17 protein-coding genes and 1 tRNA gene are annotated in these 14376 nt (G+C 69.7%); 8 read left to right on the top strand and 10 right to left on the bottom strand.

From position 1 onward, the window contains the following. Positions 1 to 17 precede the first annotated feature (17 nt). From QSG27_RS15395 to QSG27_RS15385, 3 genes are all read left to right on the top strand, one after another. Entirely contained in the window at positions 18 to 860 is an 843-nt protein-coding gene (locus QSG27_RS15395) for a 2-oxoacid:ferredoxin oxidoreductase subunit beta (protein ID WP_306707570.1), read from the top strand. Beyond that, complete coding sequence (locus QSG27_RS15390) at positions 857 to 1390, top strand: ferritin-like domain-containing protein (protein WP_306707569.1); 534 nt, start codon at positions 857 to 859, stop codon at positions 1388 to 1390. The genes QSG27_RS15395 and QSG27_RS15390 overlap by 4 nt, the downstream gene beginning before the upstream one ends. A gap of 83 nt (positions 1391 to 1473) precedes the next feature. Further along, entirely contained in the window at positions 1474 to 1689 is a 216-nt protein-coding gene (locus QSG27_RS15385) for a DUF1289 domain-containing protein (protein WP_306707568.1), read from the top strand. Positions 1690 to 1711: 22 nt separating this feature from the next. On the opposite strand, the gene QSG27_RS15380 is transcribed toward QSG27_RS15385, so the two are convergent. Next, positions 1712 to 2182: a PA2169 family four-helix-bundle protein gene (locus QSG27_RS15380; protein ID WP_306707567.1), complete on the bottom strand. Its 471-nt coding sequence runs from the start codon at positions 2180 to 2182 to the stop codon at positions 1712 to 1714. Positions 2183 to 2362: 180 nt separating this feature from the next. Here QSG27_RS15380 and QSG27_RS15375 point away from each other — a divergent pair, with 180 nt between their 5' ends. Beyond that, entirely contained in the window at positions 2363 to 2878 is a 516-nt protein-coding gene (locus tag QSG27_RS15375) for a ferritin-like domain-containing protein (RefSeq protein ID WP_306707565.1), read from the top strand. On the opposite strand, the gene QSG27_RS15370 is transcribed toward QSG27_RS15375, so the two are convergent. Then, positions 2830 to 3411, bottom strand: a complete 582-nt coding sequence (locus QSG27_RS15370) for a YgjV family protein (protein WP_306707563.1) — start codon at positions 3409 to 3411, stop codon at positions 2830 to 2832. The genes QSG27_RS15375 and QSG27_RS15370 overlap by 49 nt on opposite strands. A gap of 390 nt (positions 3412 to 3801) precedes the next feature. Here QSG27_RS15370 and QSG27_RS15365 point away from each other — a divergent pair, with 390 nt between their 5' ends. Together QSG27_RS15365 and QSG27_RS15360 are read left to right on the top strand one after the other, a co-directional pair. After that, the gene (locus QSG27_RS15365; RefSeq protein ID WP_306707561.1) at positions 3802 to 4008 is read left to right on the top strand and encodes a hypothetical protein; all 207 of its coding nucleotides are present in this window, start codon (positions 3802 to 3804) and stop codon (positions 4006 to 4008) included. A 30-nt stretch (positions 4009 to 4038) separates the two neighbouring features. Continuing rightward, the gene (locus QSG27_RS15360) at positions 4039 to 4218 is read left to right on the top strand and encodes a hypothetical protein (RefSeq protein WP_306707559.1); all 180 of its coding nucleotides are present in this window, start codon (positions 4039 to 4041) and stop codon (positions 4216 to 4218) included. 62 nt (positions 4219 to 4280) lie between these two features. Here the strand turns inward: QSG27_RS15360 and QSG27_RS15355 are convergent. Then, positions 4281 to 4357, bottom strand: a tRNA-Arg gene (locus QSG27_RS15355). 170 nt (positions 4358 to 4527) lie between these two features. Here QSG27_RS15355 and gpt point away from each other — a divergent pair. After that, a complete protein-coding gene (gpt, locus tag QSG27_RS15350; RefSeq protein ID WP_306707557.1) occupies positions 4528 to 5028 on the top strand; it encodes a xanthine phosphoribosyltransferase in 501 nt (166 codons plus the stop codon). Between the two features lie 63 nt (positions 5029 to 5091). Here the strand turns inward: gpt and QSG27_RS15345 are convergent, their stop codons facing one another. From QSG27_RS15345 to QSG27_RS15330, 4 genes are all read right to left on the bottom strand, one after another. Then, entirely contained in the window at positions 5092 to 5925 is an 834-nt protein-coding gene (locus QSG27_RS15345; RefSeq protein ID WP_306707555.1) for an ABC transporter permease, read from the bottom strand. Beyond that, positions 5922 to 6869 (bottom strand): ABC transporter permease, encoded by a 948-nt coding sequence (locus tag QSG27_RS15340; RefSeq protein ID WP_306707553.1) that lies wholly within the window; start codon positions 6867 to 6869, stop codon positions 5922 to 5924. The genes QSG27_RS15345 and QSG27_RS15340 overlap by 4 nt, the downstream gene beginning before the upstream one ends. A 40-nt stretch (positions 6870 to 6909) precedes the next feature. Continuing rightward, on the bottom strand, positions 6910 to 8421 hold the full coding sequence (locus tag QSG27_RS15335; RefSeq protein ID WP_306707551.1) for an ABC transporter substrate-binding protein: 1512 nt from the start codon (positions 8419 to 8421) through the stop codon (positions 6910 to 6912). Between the two features lie 87 nt (positions 8422 to 8508). Further along, positions 8509 to 9255 (bottom strand): creatininase family protein, encoded by a 747-nt coding sequence (locus QSG27_RS15330; protein WP_306707549.1) that lies wholly within the window; start codon positions 9253 to 9255, stop codon positions 8509 to 8511. Between the two features lie 168 nt (positions 9256 to 9423). Here QSG27_RS15330 and QSG27_RS15325 point away from each other — a divergent pair, with 168 nt between their 5' ends. Next, positions 9424 to 10956, top strand: a complete 1533-nt coding sequence (locus QSG27_RS15325; protein ID WP_306707547.1) for a YifB family Mg chelatase-like AAA ATPase — start codon at positions 9424 to 9426, stop codon at positions 10954 to 10956. A 19-nt stretch (positions 10957 to 10975) separates the two neighbouring features. Here the strand turns inward: QSG27_RS15325 and QSG27_RS15320 are convergent, their stop codons facing one another. From QSG27_RS15320 to QSG27_RS15310, 3 genes are all read right to left on the bottom strand, one after another. Beyond that, the gene (locus QSG27_RS15320) at positions 10976 to 11596 is read right to left on the bottom strand and encodes an HdeD family acid-resistance protein (RefSeq protein WP_306707545.1); all 621 of its coding nucleotides are present in this window, start codon (positions 11594 to 11596) and stop codon (positions 10976 to 10978) included. Between the two features lie 134 nt (positions 11597 to 11730). Next, a complete protein-coding gene (locus QSG27_RS15315; RefSeq protein ID WP_306707543.1) occupies positions 11731 to 12387 on the bottom strand; it encodes a LolA family protein in 657 nt (218 codons plus the stop codon). A 183-nt stretch (positions 12388 to 12570) separates the two neighbouring features. Further along, the coding region (locus tag QSG27_RS15310; RefSeq protein WP_306707541.1) for a DNA translocase FtsK at positions 12571 to 14376 on the bottom strand (1806 nt) is incomplete at its 5' end.

The following is a 14376-nucleotide window of genomic DNA, read 5'->3' as shown; positions in this document are numbered from 1 at the left end:
GCCGGAGCACGAAATCCATGGATACCCATCTGTCCGACGATGCCGTGGCCCCGGTGCCCGGCGACTACAAGTCCGACGTGAAGCCCATCTGGTGCCCCGGCTGCGGCGACTATTCCGTGCTGGCCGGCATCACCCGCGCCATGGCGAACATGGGGCTGAAGCGCGAGGACACCGTCGTGGTGTCGGGCATCGGCTGCTCGTCGCGCATCCCCGCCTACACCAGCGTTTACGGCTACCACACCGTCCATGGCCGCTCGCTGGCCGTGGCGTCCGGCGTGAAGCTGGCCCGGCCCGAGCTGAACGTGCTGATCTTCGGCGGCGACGGCGACGGCTTCTCGATCGGCGGCAACCATTTCCTGCACGCCTGCCGCCGCAACGTGGACATGACCTACATCGTCATGGACAACCAGGTGTACGGCATGACCAAGGGCCAGGCCTCGCCGACCACCGAGGCCGACTGGTGCGAATCGAAGCTGACCCCGGAAGGCCCCGGCGTCAATCCGATCCAGCCGGTCGCCCTGGCGCTGGCCTGCGGCGCGAACTTCGTCGCCCGCGGCTTCTCCAACGACCCGAACCAGGTCGCCCGCCTGATCGTGGAAGGCGTGAAGCACCCCGGCTTCTCGGTCATCCACATCCTCTCCCCCTGCGTCACCTTCCGCCCCGAGCAGCGCGGCTGGAAGAGCACGGTCCATCCCTACGGCCGCGAGCCGACGGACGACCCGAACGAGGCGATGCGCGCCGTCCTTGAGGACGACGGGTTCGGCCTCGGCATCTTCCTCGCCGGCAACCGCCGCCCGTTCCAGCCGGAATCGACGGCCACCCGCAGCATCGCCCAGATCGAAGAGGGGTTCGCGGTATGAAGACGAAAGTTCTGAACGGGGCCTCCAACGTCGGCATGTTCCTGGCCCACGCGCTGGAGTTGGAGAACGAGGCGGTCGACCGCTACAACGAGTTGGCCGACAGCATGGAATCCCACAACAATGTGGAGGTCGCCAAGCTGTTCCACGATCTGGCCACCTATTCGGCCAAGCACGCCGAAGAGGTGAAGCAGCTCGCCCGCGAGCACGGCTCGCTGCCGAAGGTCGCCCCCTGGGAGTTCCAGTGGGACGCCACCAAGGAGTCGCCGGAGGCCGCGGCCTTCGAGAACGCCCATTACCTGATGAAGCCGCACCACGCGCTGAAGATGGCGCTGCTGAGCGAGCATCAGGGCAACAACTACTACGCCTCGGTCGCCGCCGAGACGAAGGACCCGGAGGTCGCCCGCCTCGCCCGCGAGTTCGCGGACGAGGAGGCCGGCCACGTCGAGCTGGTCCGCAAGTGGCTGGAGCGCTACCCGGCCCCGAAGGACGATTGGTCGGACGATCCCGATCCGCCCAACATCTCCGACTAAAGCGATTGGGATTGAGGCGGATCGCCGCCGGATGCTAAGGACGGGACGGCCCTGCGCCGTCCCGTTTCCTTTTGGCCTTTGGCATGACCGACGGACTTCCGCAAACCACCCCCGCCGCCGCCCCCGCCACCATCGTCCCGTCCCCCTGCGTCGGCGTGTGCCGGCTGACGGCGGACCGCTCCTATTGCGTCGGCTGCCTGCGCACGCTGGAGGAGATCCGCGGCTGGAAGCACATGGACGCCGACGAGAAGCGGGGCCTCCTGGCCCAACTGGACGGGCGGCGGGCCGCCTGGGGCTGACCCGCTCCCCGCAGCGCCGTTCTCAGGCCGCGGCACCGCCGCGCAGCATCGTCATGCGGTCGCGGTCGGCCCGGATGCGGTCCAGATGCTGCACCGCCACCGCGGTGATCGGCAGGGGGAGGTCCTTCGCCAGCGCCTCCTCATAGGCGCGGACGCATTCCGACTCCCCGCGCTGCACCTCGGCCAGGATCGCCTCCCGGTCGTGGCCCAGCACGTTGTTCTTCAACTCCAGGAAGAAGCGGTGCGCGCCGCCCATCACGGTGCCGCCCATGTCCGGCGCCCCGCCCTGTTCGGCGACCAGACGCTGCACCTCGCGCACGATGGCGCCGCGCTGGGCGGCCAGATCGTTGAACAGCGCCTTCAGATCCTCCTCCTCCAAGGCTTCCGCGGCCTGACGGTAGGCTTCGTGGCTGTCCTCGACGATGCGGATCAGATCGTTGAGGGTGTCCACGATCTGGTCCTTTCCCATCATGGCCGGTTCTTTTGCCGTCATGGCCGGTCCCTCCCCTGGCAGGCTGCCCATCCGGTCTGGACAACCTCCCGCCCCGGTGAAGGTTCCTTGATGCATCCGAGAGGTGCTTCAGCGCTTTCCGATGGTGACGATCCGCCCCCCGCCCTGTTGTCGGTCCATCCCCGAAGGACTGTTCCGATAACGCAACGAGGGAGAGGATCTGTGGCCAACACCATCAAGGAAACCCTGATCGACTGGCTGCGCGACGCCCACGCCATGGAAAGCCAGGCGGTCGAGATGCTGGAGCGGCAGGCGGAGCGCATCAAAAACTACCCGGACGTCCTCGCCAAGGTGCAGGAGCACATCCAGGTGTCGAACCGGCAGGCCGACCGCTTGAAGCAGTGCCTGCAACGGCTGGGCACCGACACCTCGGCGATCAAGACCGGGGTCGCCATGCTGATCGGCAACGCGCAGTCGCTGTCCGGCGTCATGGCGTCCGACGAGATCGTGAAGGCGTCGATCTTCGACTATTCCTTCGAGCATTTCGAGATCGCCAACTATCGCGCCCTGATCGCCGCGGCGGAGCAGGCCGGGGAGCCGGAAATCGCCCGGATGCTCCAGCCGAGCCTGGACGAGGAACTGGAAATGGCGGCGTGGCTGGAGCAGCGCCTGCCGCAGCTCACCAAGACCTACCTGGAGCGCCGTGAAACCGCGGGGACCGCGGAAGCCAAGCGCTGACCTCTGCCGCAGCGGGGCGGACCGTCGCGCCACAGGCCGAGCAGGTGGCCGGACAGGGTCAGAGCGTCCGACGCCAGCCCGAAGGCCGAACCGGCCAGCGCGTTGTGGCCCGCCCCGACCAGCGTGGAGGATAGGAAGAACAGACGCATCCGCCCGACCGCGCTCTGCCAGCGCCCGACGGTGCCCAGGACGAAGCCCGCCGCCGACAGGGCGGACATCGGCCCCTGCCACGTCGCCGCCGCGACGGCCAGCGCCGCCGGGACGGTCGCGGCGAAGACGGCGCCCAGCCAGCGCGGGCGCCGTTCCGGATAGGCCGCCGCCATCTGGACGAGGCCGAGCGCGCACATCAGCATCCCGGTGTGGGCGCCCAGGGCGAAGAAATGGACGACGAACAGGGCGCTGGCCCCGGCCTGCGTGGCCAGGATCGTCCGCCGGTCCTGAAGCAGCGTGGACAGGACGCCCAGCGCCAGACCGGCAAGCCCGGTCGCCGCGACGAGCGGCAGGGGCGGCAGGTGGTGCAACAGGAAAACCATCGATTACGCCTTTGTCCTCCGAGATGCTGCGGCGCAGCAAAAGGGCCGCAGCGAAGGCGGCGGACGCTAGGCGCGGATGGTTAACCGGCTGTGAATCGGGGTGTGATCAAGAAGGGCCGCCCCGTCCCGCCGCGGTCGCCCGGGATAGGGGCAAAAAGCGTTGAATGCCAAGGATCTCGCGGCATCCATCCTGACCATGGGCATACCCCCCTGGTCGAGGGCACCCCATGGGCATTTCACTTTTGCGACGTTTCTTCGGAAAGGCCGGACGGTCATTCTTCGCACTGCGAGATGACACGCCCGAAAAACACACGCTCTTGGACGCCGTGCCTTCCCGAAACGCCGTGCCTGAGACGCCTCTGGAATAAGACGCTCTGGATGAGATGCCCTATGACCCAGCTGACGAAACGGGACGCCGCCCACCTTCCCGCTCCACCGACCTGTTGCCATTGCGGGATGCCTTTGCGGGCCGGGGAACCCCATTGGGCCGGCGATGCCGAGAACCGCCCCTGGCACTACGGCTGTGCCGAGCGGGTGGGCCTGACCATGTCCTGGACACGGGTCCGCCGCCGCCGCGCGATCGTGGCCGGCGCCTGAACGCACCACGTTCATCAACGGAGGGAGAGCATGAAGGGAACACCGCGCAGTGTCTGGATGTCCATGGCCAACCGGTCGGCCAATCAGGCGATCGGTTTCTGGACCGGCCTGTTCAGCGCCGCCGCCCGGCGCAACCAGACCGCCCTGTTCAACGCCATGGCCAAGCCGCCCAAGGCGAAGCGGACAGCAAAGAAGAAGAAAAGCCACTGATGCGTGCATCAGAAAGCACAAAAGCCGCCCAAGGGCGGCTTTCTTGTGCAGTGCGGAAGGAATGGCGCGCCCGAAGAGATTCGAACTCCTGACCCCCAGATTCGTAGTCTGGTGCTCTATCCAGCTGAGCTACGGGCGCATTCCGCTTTGATTTCCCGGCGGCGGCGTAGACCGTCCGTCGTCGAGGCGCGCAACTTACTCAAAAGGATTCCGGGCTGCAAGACCTTTTTTCGCCCCGCCACGCGGTCGATTGCCCGGCGGTGGGGCTTGGGGTATAAGCGGCGCACGTTTCTTTCGGAGTTCCTAGCCGTGCCAGAAGCCGTCCCGTTCAACAAGCACTTCCCCGTGTCGTGGGAGGAGCTTCACCGCAACGCCAAGGCGTTGGCCTGGCGCCTGATCGACAAGGGTCCCTGGAAGGGCATCATCGCCATCACCCGCGGCGGTCTCGTCCCGGCGGCCATCATCGCGCGCGAGCTGGAGCTGCGCCTGATCGACACCGTCTGCGTCTCCAGCTACGACCACCAGAACCAGCGCGAGGCGATGGTCCTGAAGGGGGTCGAGGGCGCCAACGCCGGGGAAGGCGAGGGCTGGCTGATCATCGACGATCTGGTGGATACCGGCAAAACCGCGGTGATCGTGCGCCGGATGCTGCCCAAGGCGCATTTCGCCACCGTCTACGCCAAGCCGGCGGGCCGCCCGCTGGTCGACACCTTCATCACCGAGGTGAGCCAGGACACCTGGATCCACTTCCCCTGGGACATCGAGCTGCAATTCTCCCAGCCGATCGCCAAGCGGCACCGCGGCGACTGAGCCACGGAGGTTGACACTTGACACAAGGTTGGGCGCCTTGTGTCAAGTCAACCGCGGTCAAGTCTACAGCAGCCCCGCCGAGCGATGCCGCGGGTCCAGCACGTCGCGCAGCCCGTCGCCCAGCAGGTTCAGCCCCAGCACCGTCACCGCGATGGCCGCCCCCGGGAAGATCGCCTGGAGGGGGGCGGTGAACAGGAAGGTCTGCGCGTCGCCCAGCATCTTGCCCCAGGAGGGCGAGGGCGGCTGGATGCCCAGGCCGAGATAGCTCAGCGCCGCCTCGTTCAGCACCGCCACGGCGAACAACACCGTCCCCTGGACGATCACCACCCCGGCGATGTTGGGCAGCACATGCACCAGCGTCACCGACAGCGGCCCGCGCCCCAGCGCCAGCGCGGCCCGCACGAAGTCCCGCCGCCAGACGGCCAGCGCCGCCCCGCGCGCCACCCGCGCGAAGACCGCGGCGTTGAACAGGCCCAGCGCCAGCACGACGTTCACCGCCCCCGCCCCCAGCGCGGCGGTCAGCAGGATCGCCGTCAGCACCGCCGGAAAGGCGAACAGCAGGTCGCCCAGCCGGGCCACCGCCTCGTCCCCCCAGCGCCCCCAGGCGGAGGCGGCCAGCCCCAAGGGCACGCCCAGCAGCGCCCCCAGCGCCACCGCCGCCGCCCCGACCGCCAGCGAGTTGCGGGCGCCGACCAGGATCATCGAGAGCGCGTCGCGCCCGAAATGGTCGGTGCCCAGCCAATGAACCGGCCCCGGCGGGCGCAGCCGGGCGACCACCCGCACCTGCTCCGCCGGAAAGGGCGTCCAGACCAGCGACAGCAGCGCCGCCCCCACCACCAGCGCGGTGAGAAGCCCGCCCAGAAGCAGGCTGACCGGCAGGCGTTTCAGCCGCGTCATGCCGTCACCCGCGGGCGCGGGTCGATGGCCGCACAGGCGATGTCCACCAGCGCGTTGACGGCCACCACCGTGACCGCCAGCAGCACGACGACGCTCTGCACCACGATCAGGTCGTGCTGGCCGATGGCCTGATAGAGCAGCCGGCCCAGCCCCGGCAGGGTGAAGACGTTCTCCACCACCACCGCCCCGGCAACCAGAAAGGAGAATTGCAGGCCCAGGATGGTGGCGACAGGGATCAGCGCGTTCGGCAGCACATGGCAGCGCAGGACCACCCGGCGCGGCAGGCCCTTGGCGACCGCCGTCCGCACATACTCCTCGCGCAGCGTGTCGAGCGCCGCCGTGCGAGTGATGCGCGCCAGGATCGCCGCCTCCGGCAGGGCCAGCGCCACCGCGGGCAGCAGCAGCGCCTTCAGCGCCGGCCCCGCCCCGGCCTCCCATCCCGGAAAGCCGCCGGCGGAGAACCAGCCCAGCCGCACGGAGAACAGCAGGATCAGCAGGATGGCGAACCAGAAGCCGGGCACCGCGATGCCCATCTGCCCGAAGGCCATGACCGCCCAGTCCCCCGCCCGCCCCTGCCGCCCGGCGGCGAACAGGCCCAGCGGAACGGCGATCCCCGCCGACAGGACCAGCGCCAGCGCCGCCAGCGGCAGGGTGATGGCCAGCCGGTCGGCGACCAGCCCGGCGACCGGGCGCGCGTAGGTCAGGCTGGTCCCGAAATCCCCGTGCAGCATGCCGCCCACCCAGCCGGCGTAGCGGAGGGGCCAGGGCCGGTCCAGCCCCATCTGATGGCGCAACGCCGCCACCGCCTCCGGCTGCGCGCCGGTGCCCAGCATCACCAGGGCGGGGTCGCCCGGGATCGCCTCCAGCACGGCGAAGACCGCCAGCGTGGCCAGCCACGCCGTCAGCGCCAGGGTCAGCAGGCGGCGCGCCAGGAAGGCCAGCACGCGGGTCAGCCCCCGGACGGCCCGGTCCGGTCGCGCCGGATCACTTCCACCGGACGCCCGTCACGTCGTTGGCCTGGATCGGGCGGTTCACCCACATGCCCTGCACCCCGGACTTCTGCACGGTGGCCGACGGCAGCATGAAGAGGAAGCCGTTCACCGCGTCCTCGGCCAGGATGCGCTGCTGCTCGCCGTAGAGGGCGTTGCGCTTGGCAGCATCCTGGGTGCGGTCCAGTTCCGCCCCCACGGCGTTGAAGCGCTCGCTGCGGTGGTTGAAGTAGTAGTCGGGGCGCCCGTAGATGTCGATGTCCAGCGGCTCCGTATGGGCGATCAGGGTCAGGTCGTAATCCTTGCCCTTGAACACCTTCTCCAGCCAGGGCGCCCATTCCACCGGCTCGACCTTCACGCGGACGCCGACCTCCGCCAGCATGGCGGCGATCAGTTCGCCGGAGCGGCGGGCGTAGATCGGCGGCGGCAGGCGCAGCGTCGTCTCGAACCCGTCCGGATAGCCGGCCTGGGCGAGCAGCGCCTTCGCCTTGTCCGGGTCGTAGGGGTAGAGGCCGGTCAGGTCGACATAGCCGGCGCGGTGCGGCGGGAAGTGGCTGCCGATGGCCGCCCCGTTGCCGAACAGCACCCCGTCGATCAGCGTCTTGCGGTCGATGGCGTGGGCCATGGCCCGGCGCACCCGCACGTCGTCGAAGGGCTTGCGGGCGTTGTTGGTGCCGAGGATCGTCTCCCCCTCCGTCGTGCCGACCATGACGGTGAAGGCCCCGTCGTCGCGGAACTGGGGCAGCGCCTCGTAGGTGTCGAACTGCGGAAAGCTGTCGATGTCGCCGGCCTTCAGCGCGGCGACCTGGGCCGCCGGGTCGCTGATGAAGCGGAAGGTGACGCGCTCCAGCGCCGGCTTCGGCCCGTCATAGTCGGGGTTGCGCACCAGCACCACCCGGTCGCCGGCCACCCAGCGCTCGAACTTGAACGGGCCGGTGCCGACCGGGGTCTGCTTGTTGGTGCCCGCCGATTCGGGGGCCACGATGGCCGCATCGCCGGACGCCATATGGAACAGGAACAGCCCGTCGGGCCGCGACAGGGTGACCACGACGGTCTGCGCGTCCGGCGCCTCCACCCCGGCGACGGCGGCGAAGTAGCCCTTCTGGGCGTTGACCGAATCGGCGCCCCGCGCACGGTCCAGCGAGAACTTGACGTCCGCCGAATCGGCGGCGCTGCCGTCGTGGAACGTGGCGCCCTTGCGCAGATGGAAGGTGTAGGTCAGCCCGTCCGCCGACACCTCCCACTTTTCGGCGAGGCCCGGCACCACCTTGCCTTCAGCGTCGATGCGGGTCAGCGGCTCGAACAGGTTGGCGTAGGTCACCTCGTCGATGGCCGCGGCGGCCCCCGCCGTGGGGTCGAGGTGCGGCGGCTCCAGCCGCATCCCGACCACCAGGTCGGTGCGGGGGGCCGCCTGGGCCAGCGCCGGACCGGCGGCCAGCGCGCAGGCCAGCCCGAGGGCCGCCCCCATGGTGATGGAGAGCGCGGCGCGCCTCTGGCGGTTCGGCATGACGGCTGTTCCCACAATCGTTGTCTCGGCGCGGGATGATGCGGTGAAGCCCCGCCCGAGTTCAAGGCCGCAAGCTGGCTTTTCCGCTCACTCCTCCGCCATGAAGGAGCCGTACTGGCGGGAAATCGCCTGCACCGCCAGTTCGAACAGGCGCTTTCCATGCTCCGGCGCGGCGAGGCCGGGGGCGGAGCCGATGCGCCCGTCCGGGTGGCGCCGCCGGAAGTCGCGGGCGTCGTAGAAGCCGCCGGGTGCGGCGGTTTCCGGGTCCATCGCCGCGGTCTTGATCGACTCGGGATAGGCGAACTGGGTCAGCGACACCTCGCTGGGCGTGGCGTGGGAGCCTTCCCTGGCCCCGAACAGCTCCCGCGACAGGCGCCCGACCTCCGGATTCTCCCACCAGTTGACCAGGGTGCAGCGCAGGTCCGGCGCTCCCTTGCCGCGCTGGGCGCGGTTCTCCGCGTAGATCTCGTAGAAGGCGGCGCGCAGCGACGGAATGTTGCCGCCATGGCCGTTGATGAAGAAGAAGCGCTCGAACCCGTGCTCCGACAGCGACATCACATAATCGCGCAGCAGGGCGATCAGGGTGGAGGGCTTCAGCGTCATGGAGCCGGCGAAATCCATGTGGTGCACGGCCATGCCCACCGGGATGGTCGGCCCGACCATGGCCCCGGTGGCGTCGCCGACGCCGCGGGCGACGACCTCCGCGCAGATGGCGTCGGTGCCGATCAGGCCGTTCGGCCCATGCTGCTCGGTGGAGCCGATGGGCATGACGATGCCCTTGGACGTCTTCAGATAAGACTCGGCCTCGGCCCAGGTGCTGAGAAGAAGCTGCACGGTCTCTGACCCTTGTTTGGTGTTCCGCTCTGACAAGGAGTGTAGGGCGGAGCGGCCCGCCGCCCAAGGACGCTTGGCCGCGAAACGGCCCTGCGCCGCCCGTCACGCTGGCATATTGCCATCGCCTTTCATACAATCGCGTGCATTTTGACATGGGTGACGTTCGGCATGGTTGCGCGGATCAACACGGTGGCGTTTCAGGGCATCGAGGTTCTGGACATCGACGTCCAGGTTCAGATGTCCGGCGGCATCGTCGCCTTCACCGTGGTCGGCCTGCCCGACAAGGCGGTGGCGGAAAGCCGGGAGCGGGTGCGGGCGGCGCTGCACGCGCTCGGCCTCGCCCTGCCGGCCAAGCGGATCACCGTCAACCTCGCCCCGGCGGACGTGCTGAAGGAGGGCAGCCATTTCGACCTGCCCATCGCGCTGGCCCTGCTGACCGTCATGGGCGTGCTGCCCGATCTGGAGATGAGCCGCTATTGCGCGCTGGGCGAACTGGCGCTGGACGGGGCGCTGTCGCCGGTGGCCGGGGTGCTGCCCGCGGCGATCAACGCGCTGGCCAACGACCGCGGGCTGATCTGCCCGGACGCCTGCGGCGGGGAGGCCGCCTGGGCGGGCGAGGGGCTGGACGTTCTGGCGCCCGCAACCCTCCTGGCCCTCATCAACCATTTCCGCGGCCAGCAGGTGCTGACCCGCCCCCGCCCGCGCATCCAGGAAAGCGCCGAAGCGCCGCTCGACCTGCGCGACGTGAAGGGGAACGAGACAGCCAAGCGCGCCCTGGAGGTCGCCGCCGCCGGATCGCACAATCTGTTGATGATCGGGCCGCCCGGCTCCGGCAAGTCGATGCTGGCCGCAAGGCTGCCGGGGCTCCTGCCGCCGCTCGACCCGGCGGAGGCGCTGGAGGTGTCGATGATCCACAGCGTCGCCGGGCTGCTGGACGACGGAAAGCTGCTGCGCCAACGGCCTTTCCGCTTTCCGCACCAGTCGGCCAGCCTGCCCGCGCTGGTTGGCGGCGGGTCGCGCGCCAAGCCCGGCGAGATCTCCTTGGCCCACAAGGGCGTGCTGTTCCTGGACGAGCTTCCCGAATTCCCGCGCGCCACGCTGGAGGCGTTGCGCCAGCCGCTGGAAACCGGCAGGGCGGTGGTCAGCCGGGCCAACCACCACGTCACCTACCCGGCGCGGGTGCAGTTGATCGCGGCGATGAATCCCTGCCGCTGCGGCCATCTGGACGACCCGTCGCTGGCCTGCGCCCGCGCGCCGAAATGCGCCGCGGACTACCAGTCGAAAATCAGCGGCCCGTTGTTCGACCGGATTGACCTGCACATCGACGTGCCCGCCGTCAGCCCCACCGATCTCAGCCTGCCGCCGCCCGCGGAGGGCAGCGCCGACGTGGCCGCCCGCGTGGCGGTGGCCCGCGCCGTCCAGGCGGAGCGCTACGCCGCCTTCGGTCCCTTTCCCGAAGGCCGGACGGTGCGCACCAACGCCGAAGCCGACGGCGAGTTGCTGGAAAAGGCCGCCGCCCCCGACCAGCCGGGCCGCGCCCTGCTGACCGAGGCGGCGGAGCGGTTGAAGCTGTCGGCGCGCGGCTATCACCGCGTCATGCGCGTCGCCCGGACGCTGGCCGACCTGGACGGCGGGGGCGGCGTGCGCCGCCCGCACGTCGCGGAGGCGCTCATCTACCGCCGCATCGCCCCCGGACGGTGACCCGCCGCGCCGCCGGCCGTCATTCCGCCGCCACGGCGTTGCCATGGCCGGAATGGTGGTTCCGGTCGTTGTGGCAGCGGCGCAGGCGGAAGGCGGTGATGATGGCCAATACCCCATAGGCGATCAGGAAGCTGCCCACGCCCAGCGCCAGGGCCAGCAGGCCCAGCGACGGCAGGACCCACATGCCCATGCCGAACAGCACCGACAGGGCCCCGGCCACGCCCCAGGCCCATTTGCCGTGGCTGCGGTGCATCCGCCATGCGGTCATGATCTTGGCGAAGCCGGTGATGACCGACCAGGCGGCGATCACGAAGACCAGTGCGAACAGGCTCGCCTCCGGCCACAGCAGGGCCACCGCACCCGCCACCAGACTGACCACGCCGTCCAGGATGAAGGGCAGGCTGCGGTCCTGCGCCTGGGCGGCGCGGATGCCGCCGACGATGGCGAACAGCCCGTCCATCAGCAGATAAACGGCGAGCAGGACCGCCAGCGTGGCGACCGTCGCCCCCGGCAGGAGGAAGGCCAGAAGGCCGAGCATCACCGCCGCGGCCCCGCGCAGCGCCAGCGCCCACCAATTGCGCGCCAGCAGGTCGTTCATGCCCTGAACCCGCCGGGCCTCAAACATCGGCTCCGTTGCCATGATCCCGTCTCCCTTGTCCGTGACATGCCGGACGCGGGTGACTGCGCACGGCATGCATCGGCAACAGGGAACGGGCGGCTTCGTTGCGGCGGCGGGTTGTCGCGGCTGCGGGATTCGCGCGAAATCCGTGCGGATCAGTTGTTGCGGCCGTAATCGTGTTTGCTGGGTTCGACGAAGTAGAACAGCTTGGACTCGAACTGCACGCCCTCGCGCGGGTTCAGCAGGGCCACCTCGGTGGTCAGCCCCTGGGCGTCCAGCACCCGCCATTTGCGGAGCTGGAAGGGGCGGTCCTCGAAGACCAGCGTCAGGGTGCCCTTGCCGGGGTCCTTGGTCTCGGTCAGGCTGATCTCCACCAGACCGGGCGCCTGAAAGACGCCGGTCACCGTCACGTCGCCGGACAGCCGGATGTTCTTGCGCAGGATGAAGTCGGCCAGCGTGCTGCCGATGGGGGCGCTGGACTGCTGCCGCATCTCCCCGTCCCAATAGAAGATGAACGCGCCGTCGGCGACGACGAAGTCCTTCACCGGCGGGTCGTATTCCAGCCGCATCCGGCCCGGGCGCGACAGGTAGAAGGTGCCGGCGGTCTGGTGGCCGTTCGGGGCGACCTGCACGAACTTCGATTGCAGCGTGCCGATGCCGTTCAGATAGTGTTCCGCCTGGGCCACCAGCGCCTGATCCTGTGCGGACAGCGCGGCGGCGCGCGGCGCGGCCTGGGCCGGGAAGGCGCCGGCCATGGCGACGGAGACGGAAAGGGCGGCGGCGGCCAGGAGGCGGCGGAACACGGTCTTCATGATGCCTGCTTTTACCGGACGTTCCGGGCGGAAATGGGGCGGGGCGGCGAGGGTTCCAAGGATTAAAAAGCGCCTTCCCCCTCCCCAACCCTCCCCCTTTTCGAGGGAGAGGGGGCTTGAGCGACGCAGCGGCAGTTCCCTCCACCTCGAAGAGGGGAAGGACCAGGGAGGGGGCCGGGGCCGTTACTCCTCGATGTTGCGGGCCAGAACGTCGCGCTTGCCGGCGTGGTTGGGCTTGCTGACGACGCCTTCGGTCTCCATCCGCTCGATCAGCCGGGCTGCGGAGTTGTAGCCGATGCGGAGCTGGCGCTGGATGAAGCTGGTCGACGCCTTGCGCTCGCGGCAGACCACCGCCACCGCCTTGTCGTAGAGGTCGTCGCCCGACCCGCCGCCGGCTCCGCCGTCGTCGAAGGACGCTCCGTCCTCGTCCTCCTCCTCGGTGATGGCGTCGACGTAGCTGGGCTCGCCCTGCGTCTTCAGGAACTTCACCACCTGCTCCACCTCGCCGTCGGCGACGAAGGGGCCGTGGACGCGGGTGATGCGCCCGCCGCCGGCCATGTAGAGCATGTCGCCCTGGCCGAGAAGCTGCTCCGCCCCCTGCTCGCCCAGGATGGTGCGGCTGTCGATCTTGGAGGTGACCTGGAAGCTGATGCGGGTCGGGAAGTTGGCCTTGATGGTGCCGGTGATCACGTCCACCGAGGGGCGCTGGGTCGCCATGATCAGGTGGATGCCGGCGGCCCGCGCCATCTGGGCAAGCCGCTGGATCGCCGCCTCGATGTCCTTGCCCGCCACCAGCATCAGGTCGGCCATCTCGTCCACGATCACGACGATGTAGGGCAGCTCCTTCAGGTCGAGCGGCTGCTCCTCGAAGATCGGTTTGCCGGTGTCGGGGTCGAAGCCGGTCTGGACGCGGCGGGTCAGCAGTTCGCCGTCGGCGCGGGCCTCGCGCAGGCGGGCGTTGTAACCCTCGATGTTGCGCACGCCCAGCTTGGACATGTTGCGGTAGCGGTCCTCCATCTCCCGCACCGTCCATTTCAGGGCGACCACCGCCTTCTTCGGGTCGGTGACGACCGGCGTCAGCAGATGCGGGATGCCCTCGTAGACCGACAGCTCCAGCATCTTGGGGTCGATCATGATGAAGCGGCAGCGGTCGGGCGGCAGGCGGTAGAGCAGCGACAGGATCATCGTGTTGATCGCCACAGACTTGCCCGAACCGGTCGTGCCGGCCACCAGAAGATGCGGGAATCGCGCGAGGTCGGCCACCACGGACTGGCCGCCGATGTCCTTGCCCAGAGCCAGCAGCAGCTTGCCCGCCGTCTTGTCGAAGACGTCGCCGGCCAGCAGCTCGCGCAGCAGAACCGTCTCGCGCTTGGCGTTGGGCAGCTCGATGCCGATGACGTTGCGGCCCGGCACCACGGCGACGCGGACCGACACCGCGCTCATCGAGCGGGCGATGTCGTCGGCCAGACCGATGACGCGGGACGACTTGGTGCCGGGGGCCGGCTCCAGCTCGTAGAGGGTGACCACCGGGCCGGGATGGACCTTCTGCACCTCGCCGCGCACGCCGAAGTCGGACAGCACGCCTTCCAGCCGGACCGCGTTCTCGCGCAGCGCCGCCTCGTCCACCTTCTCGCCGCGCGCGCTGGTCGGAACGACCTGGAGCAGGTCGAGCGGCGGCAGTTCGTACCCGTCCGCCTCCTCCAGATGCAGGGTGGTCTGCTTGGGCGGACGCCCCTGGTCGGCGGCTTTGGCCTTGCCCCCGGCGGGGGCGGTCACCACGGGAACGGCGCGGGTCTTGGCCTCCGCCCGCGGCTCGACACTGATCGAGTCGGACAGGCGCGAGCGCGGCGTGGCGCGCAGGGCGCCGGCCTCCGCCGCCGCGGGCTCGTCGTCCAGCGTCGGGGCGGCGGCTTTCTTGCCCTCCGCGGCGGGGCTGGGCTCCCGGCGCAGCAGGCCGCCGGGCTGGCGGGCGGGGTTGCGGGCGGCCTC

The organism is Azospirillum isscasi, from assembly GCF_030849505.1.
Classification (GTDB): domain Bacteria; phylum Pseudomonadota; class Alphaproteobacteria; order Azospirillales; family Azospirillaceae; genus Azospirillum; species Azospirillum isscasi.
The sequence above is the reverse complement of the archived record's forward strand: the minus strand, read 5'-3'. Positions and strand labels throughout refer to the sequence as shown.

Excerpts from the sequence above, each read along its gene's own strand:
- QSG27_RS15315 (WP_306707543.1), bottom strand. The coding sequence starts at position 12,387 with ATGAAGACCGTGTTCCGCCGCCTCCTGGCCGCCGCCGCCCTTTCCGTC.
- QSG27_RS15320 (WP_306707545.1), bottom strand. The coding sequence starts at position 11,596 with ATGGCAACGGAGCCGATGTTTGAGGCCCGGCGGGTTCAGGGCATGAAC.
- QSG27_RS15390 (WP_306707569.1), top strand. The coding sequence starts at position 857 with ATGAAGACGAAAGTTCTGAACGGGGCCTCCAACGTCGGCATGTTCCTG.
- QSG27_RS15385 (WP_306707568.1), top strand. The coding sequence starts at position 1,474 with ATGACCGACGGACTTCCGCAAACCACCCCCGCCGCCGCCCCCGCCACC.
- QSG27_RS15325 (WP_306707547.1), top strand. The coding sequence starts at position 9,424 with ATGGTTGCGCGGATCAACACGGTGGCGTTTCAGGGCATCGAGGTTCTG.
- QSG27_RS15365 (WP_306707561.1), top strand. The coding sequence starts at position 3,802 with ATGACCCAGCTGACGAAACGGGACGCCGCCCACCTTCCCGCTCCACCG.
- QSG27_RS15335 (WP_306707551.1), bottom strand. The coding sequence starts at position 8,421 with ATGCCGAACCGCCAGAGGCGCGCCGCGCTCTCCATCACCATGGGGGCG.
- QSG27_RS15395 (WP_306707570.1), top strand. The coding sequence starts at position 18 with ATGGATACCCATCTGTCCGACGATGCCGTGGCCCCGGTGCCCGGCGAC.
- QSG27_RS15370 (WP_306707563.1), bottom strand. The coding sequence starts at position 3,411 with ATGGTTTTCCTGTTGCACCACCTGCCGCCCCTGCCGCTCGTCGCGGCG.
- QSG27_RS15380 (WP_306707567.1), bottom strand. The coding sequence starts at position 2,182 with ATGACGGCAAAAGAACCGGCCATGATGGGAAAGGACCAGATCGTGGAC.
- QSG27_RS15360 (WP_306707559.1), top strand. The coding sequence starts at position 4,039 with ATGAAGGGAACACCGCGCAGTGTCTGGATGTCCATGGCCAACCGGTCG.
- QSG27_RS15345 (WP_306707555.1), bottom strand. The coding sequence starts at position 5,925 with ATGACGCGGCTGAAACGCCTGCCGGTCAGCCTGCTTCTGGGCGGGCTT.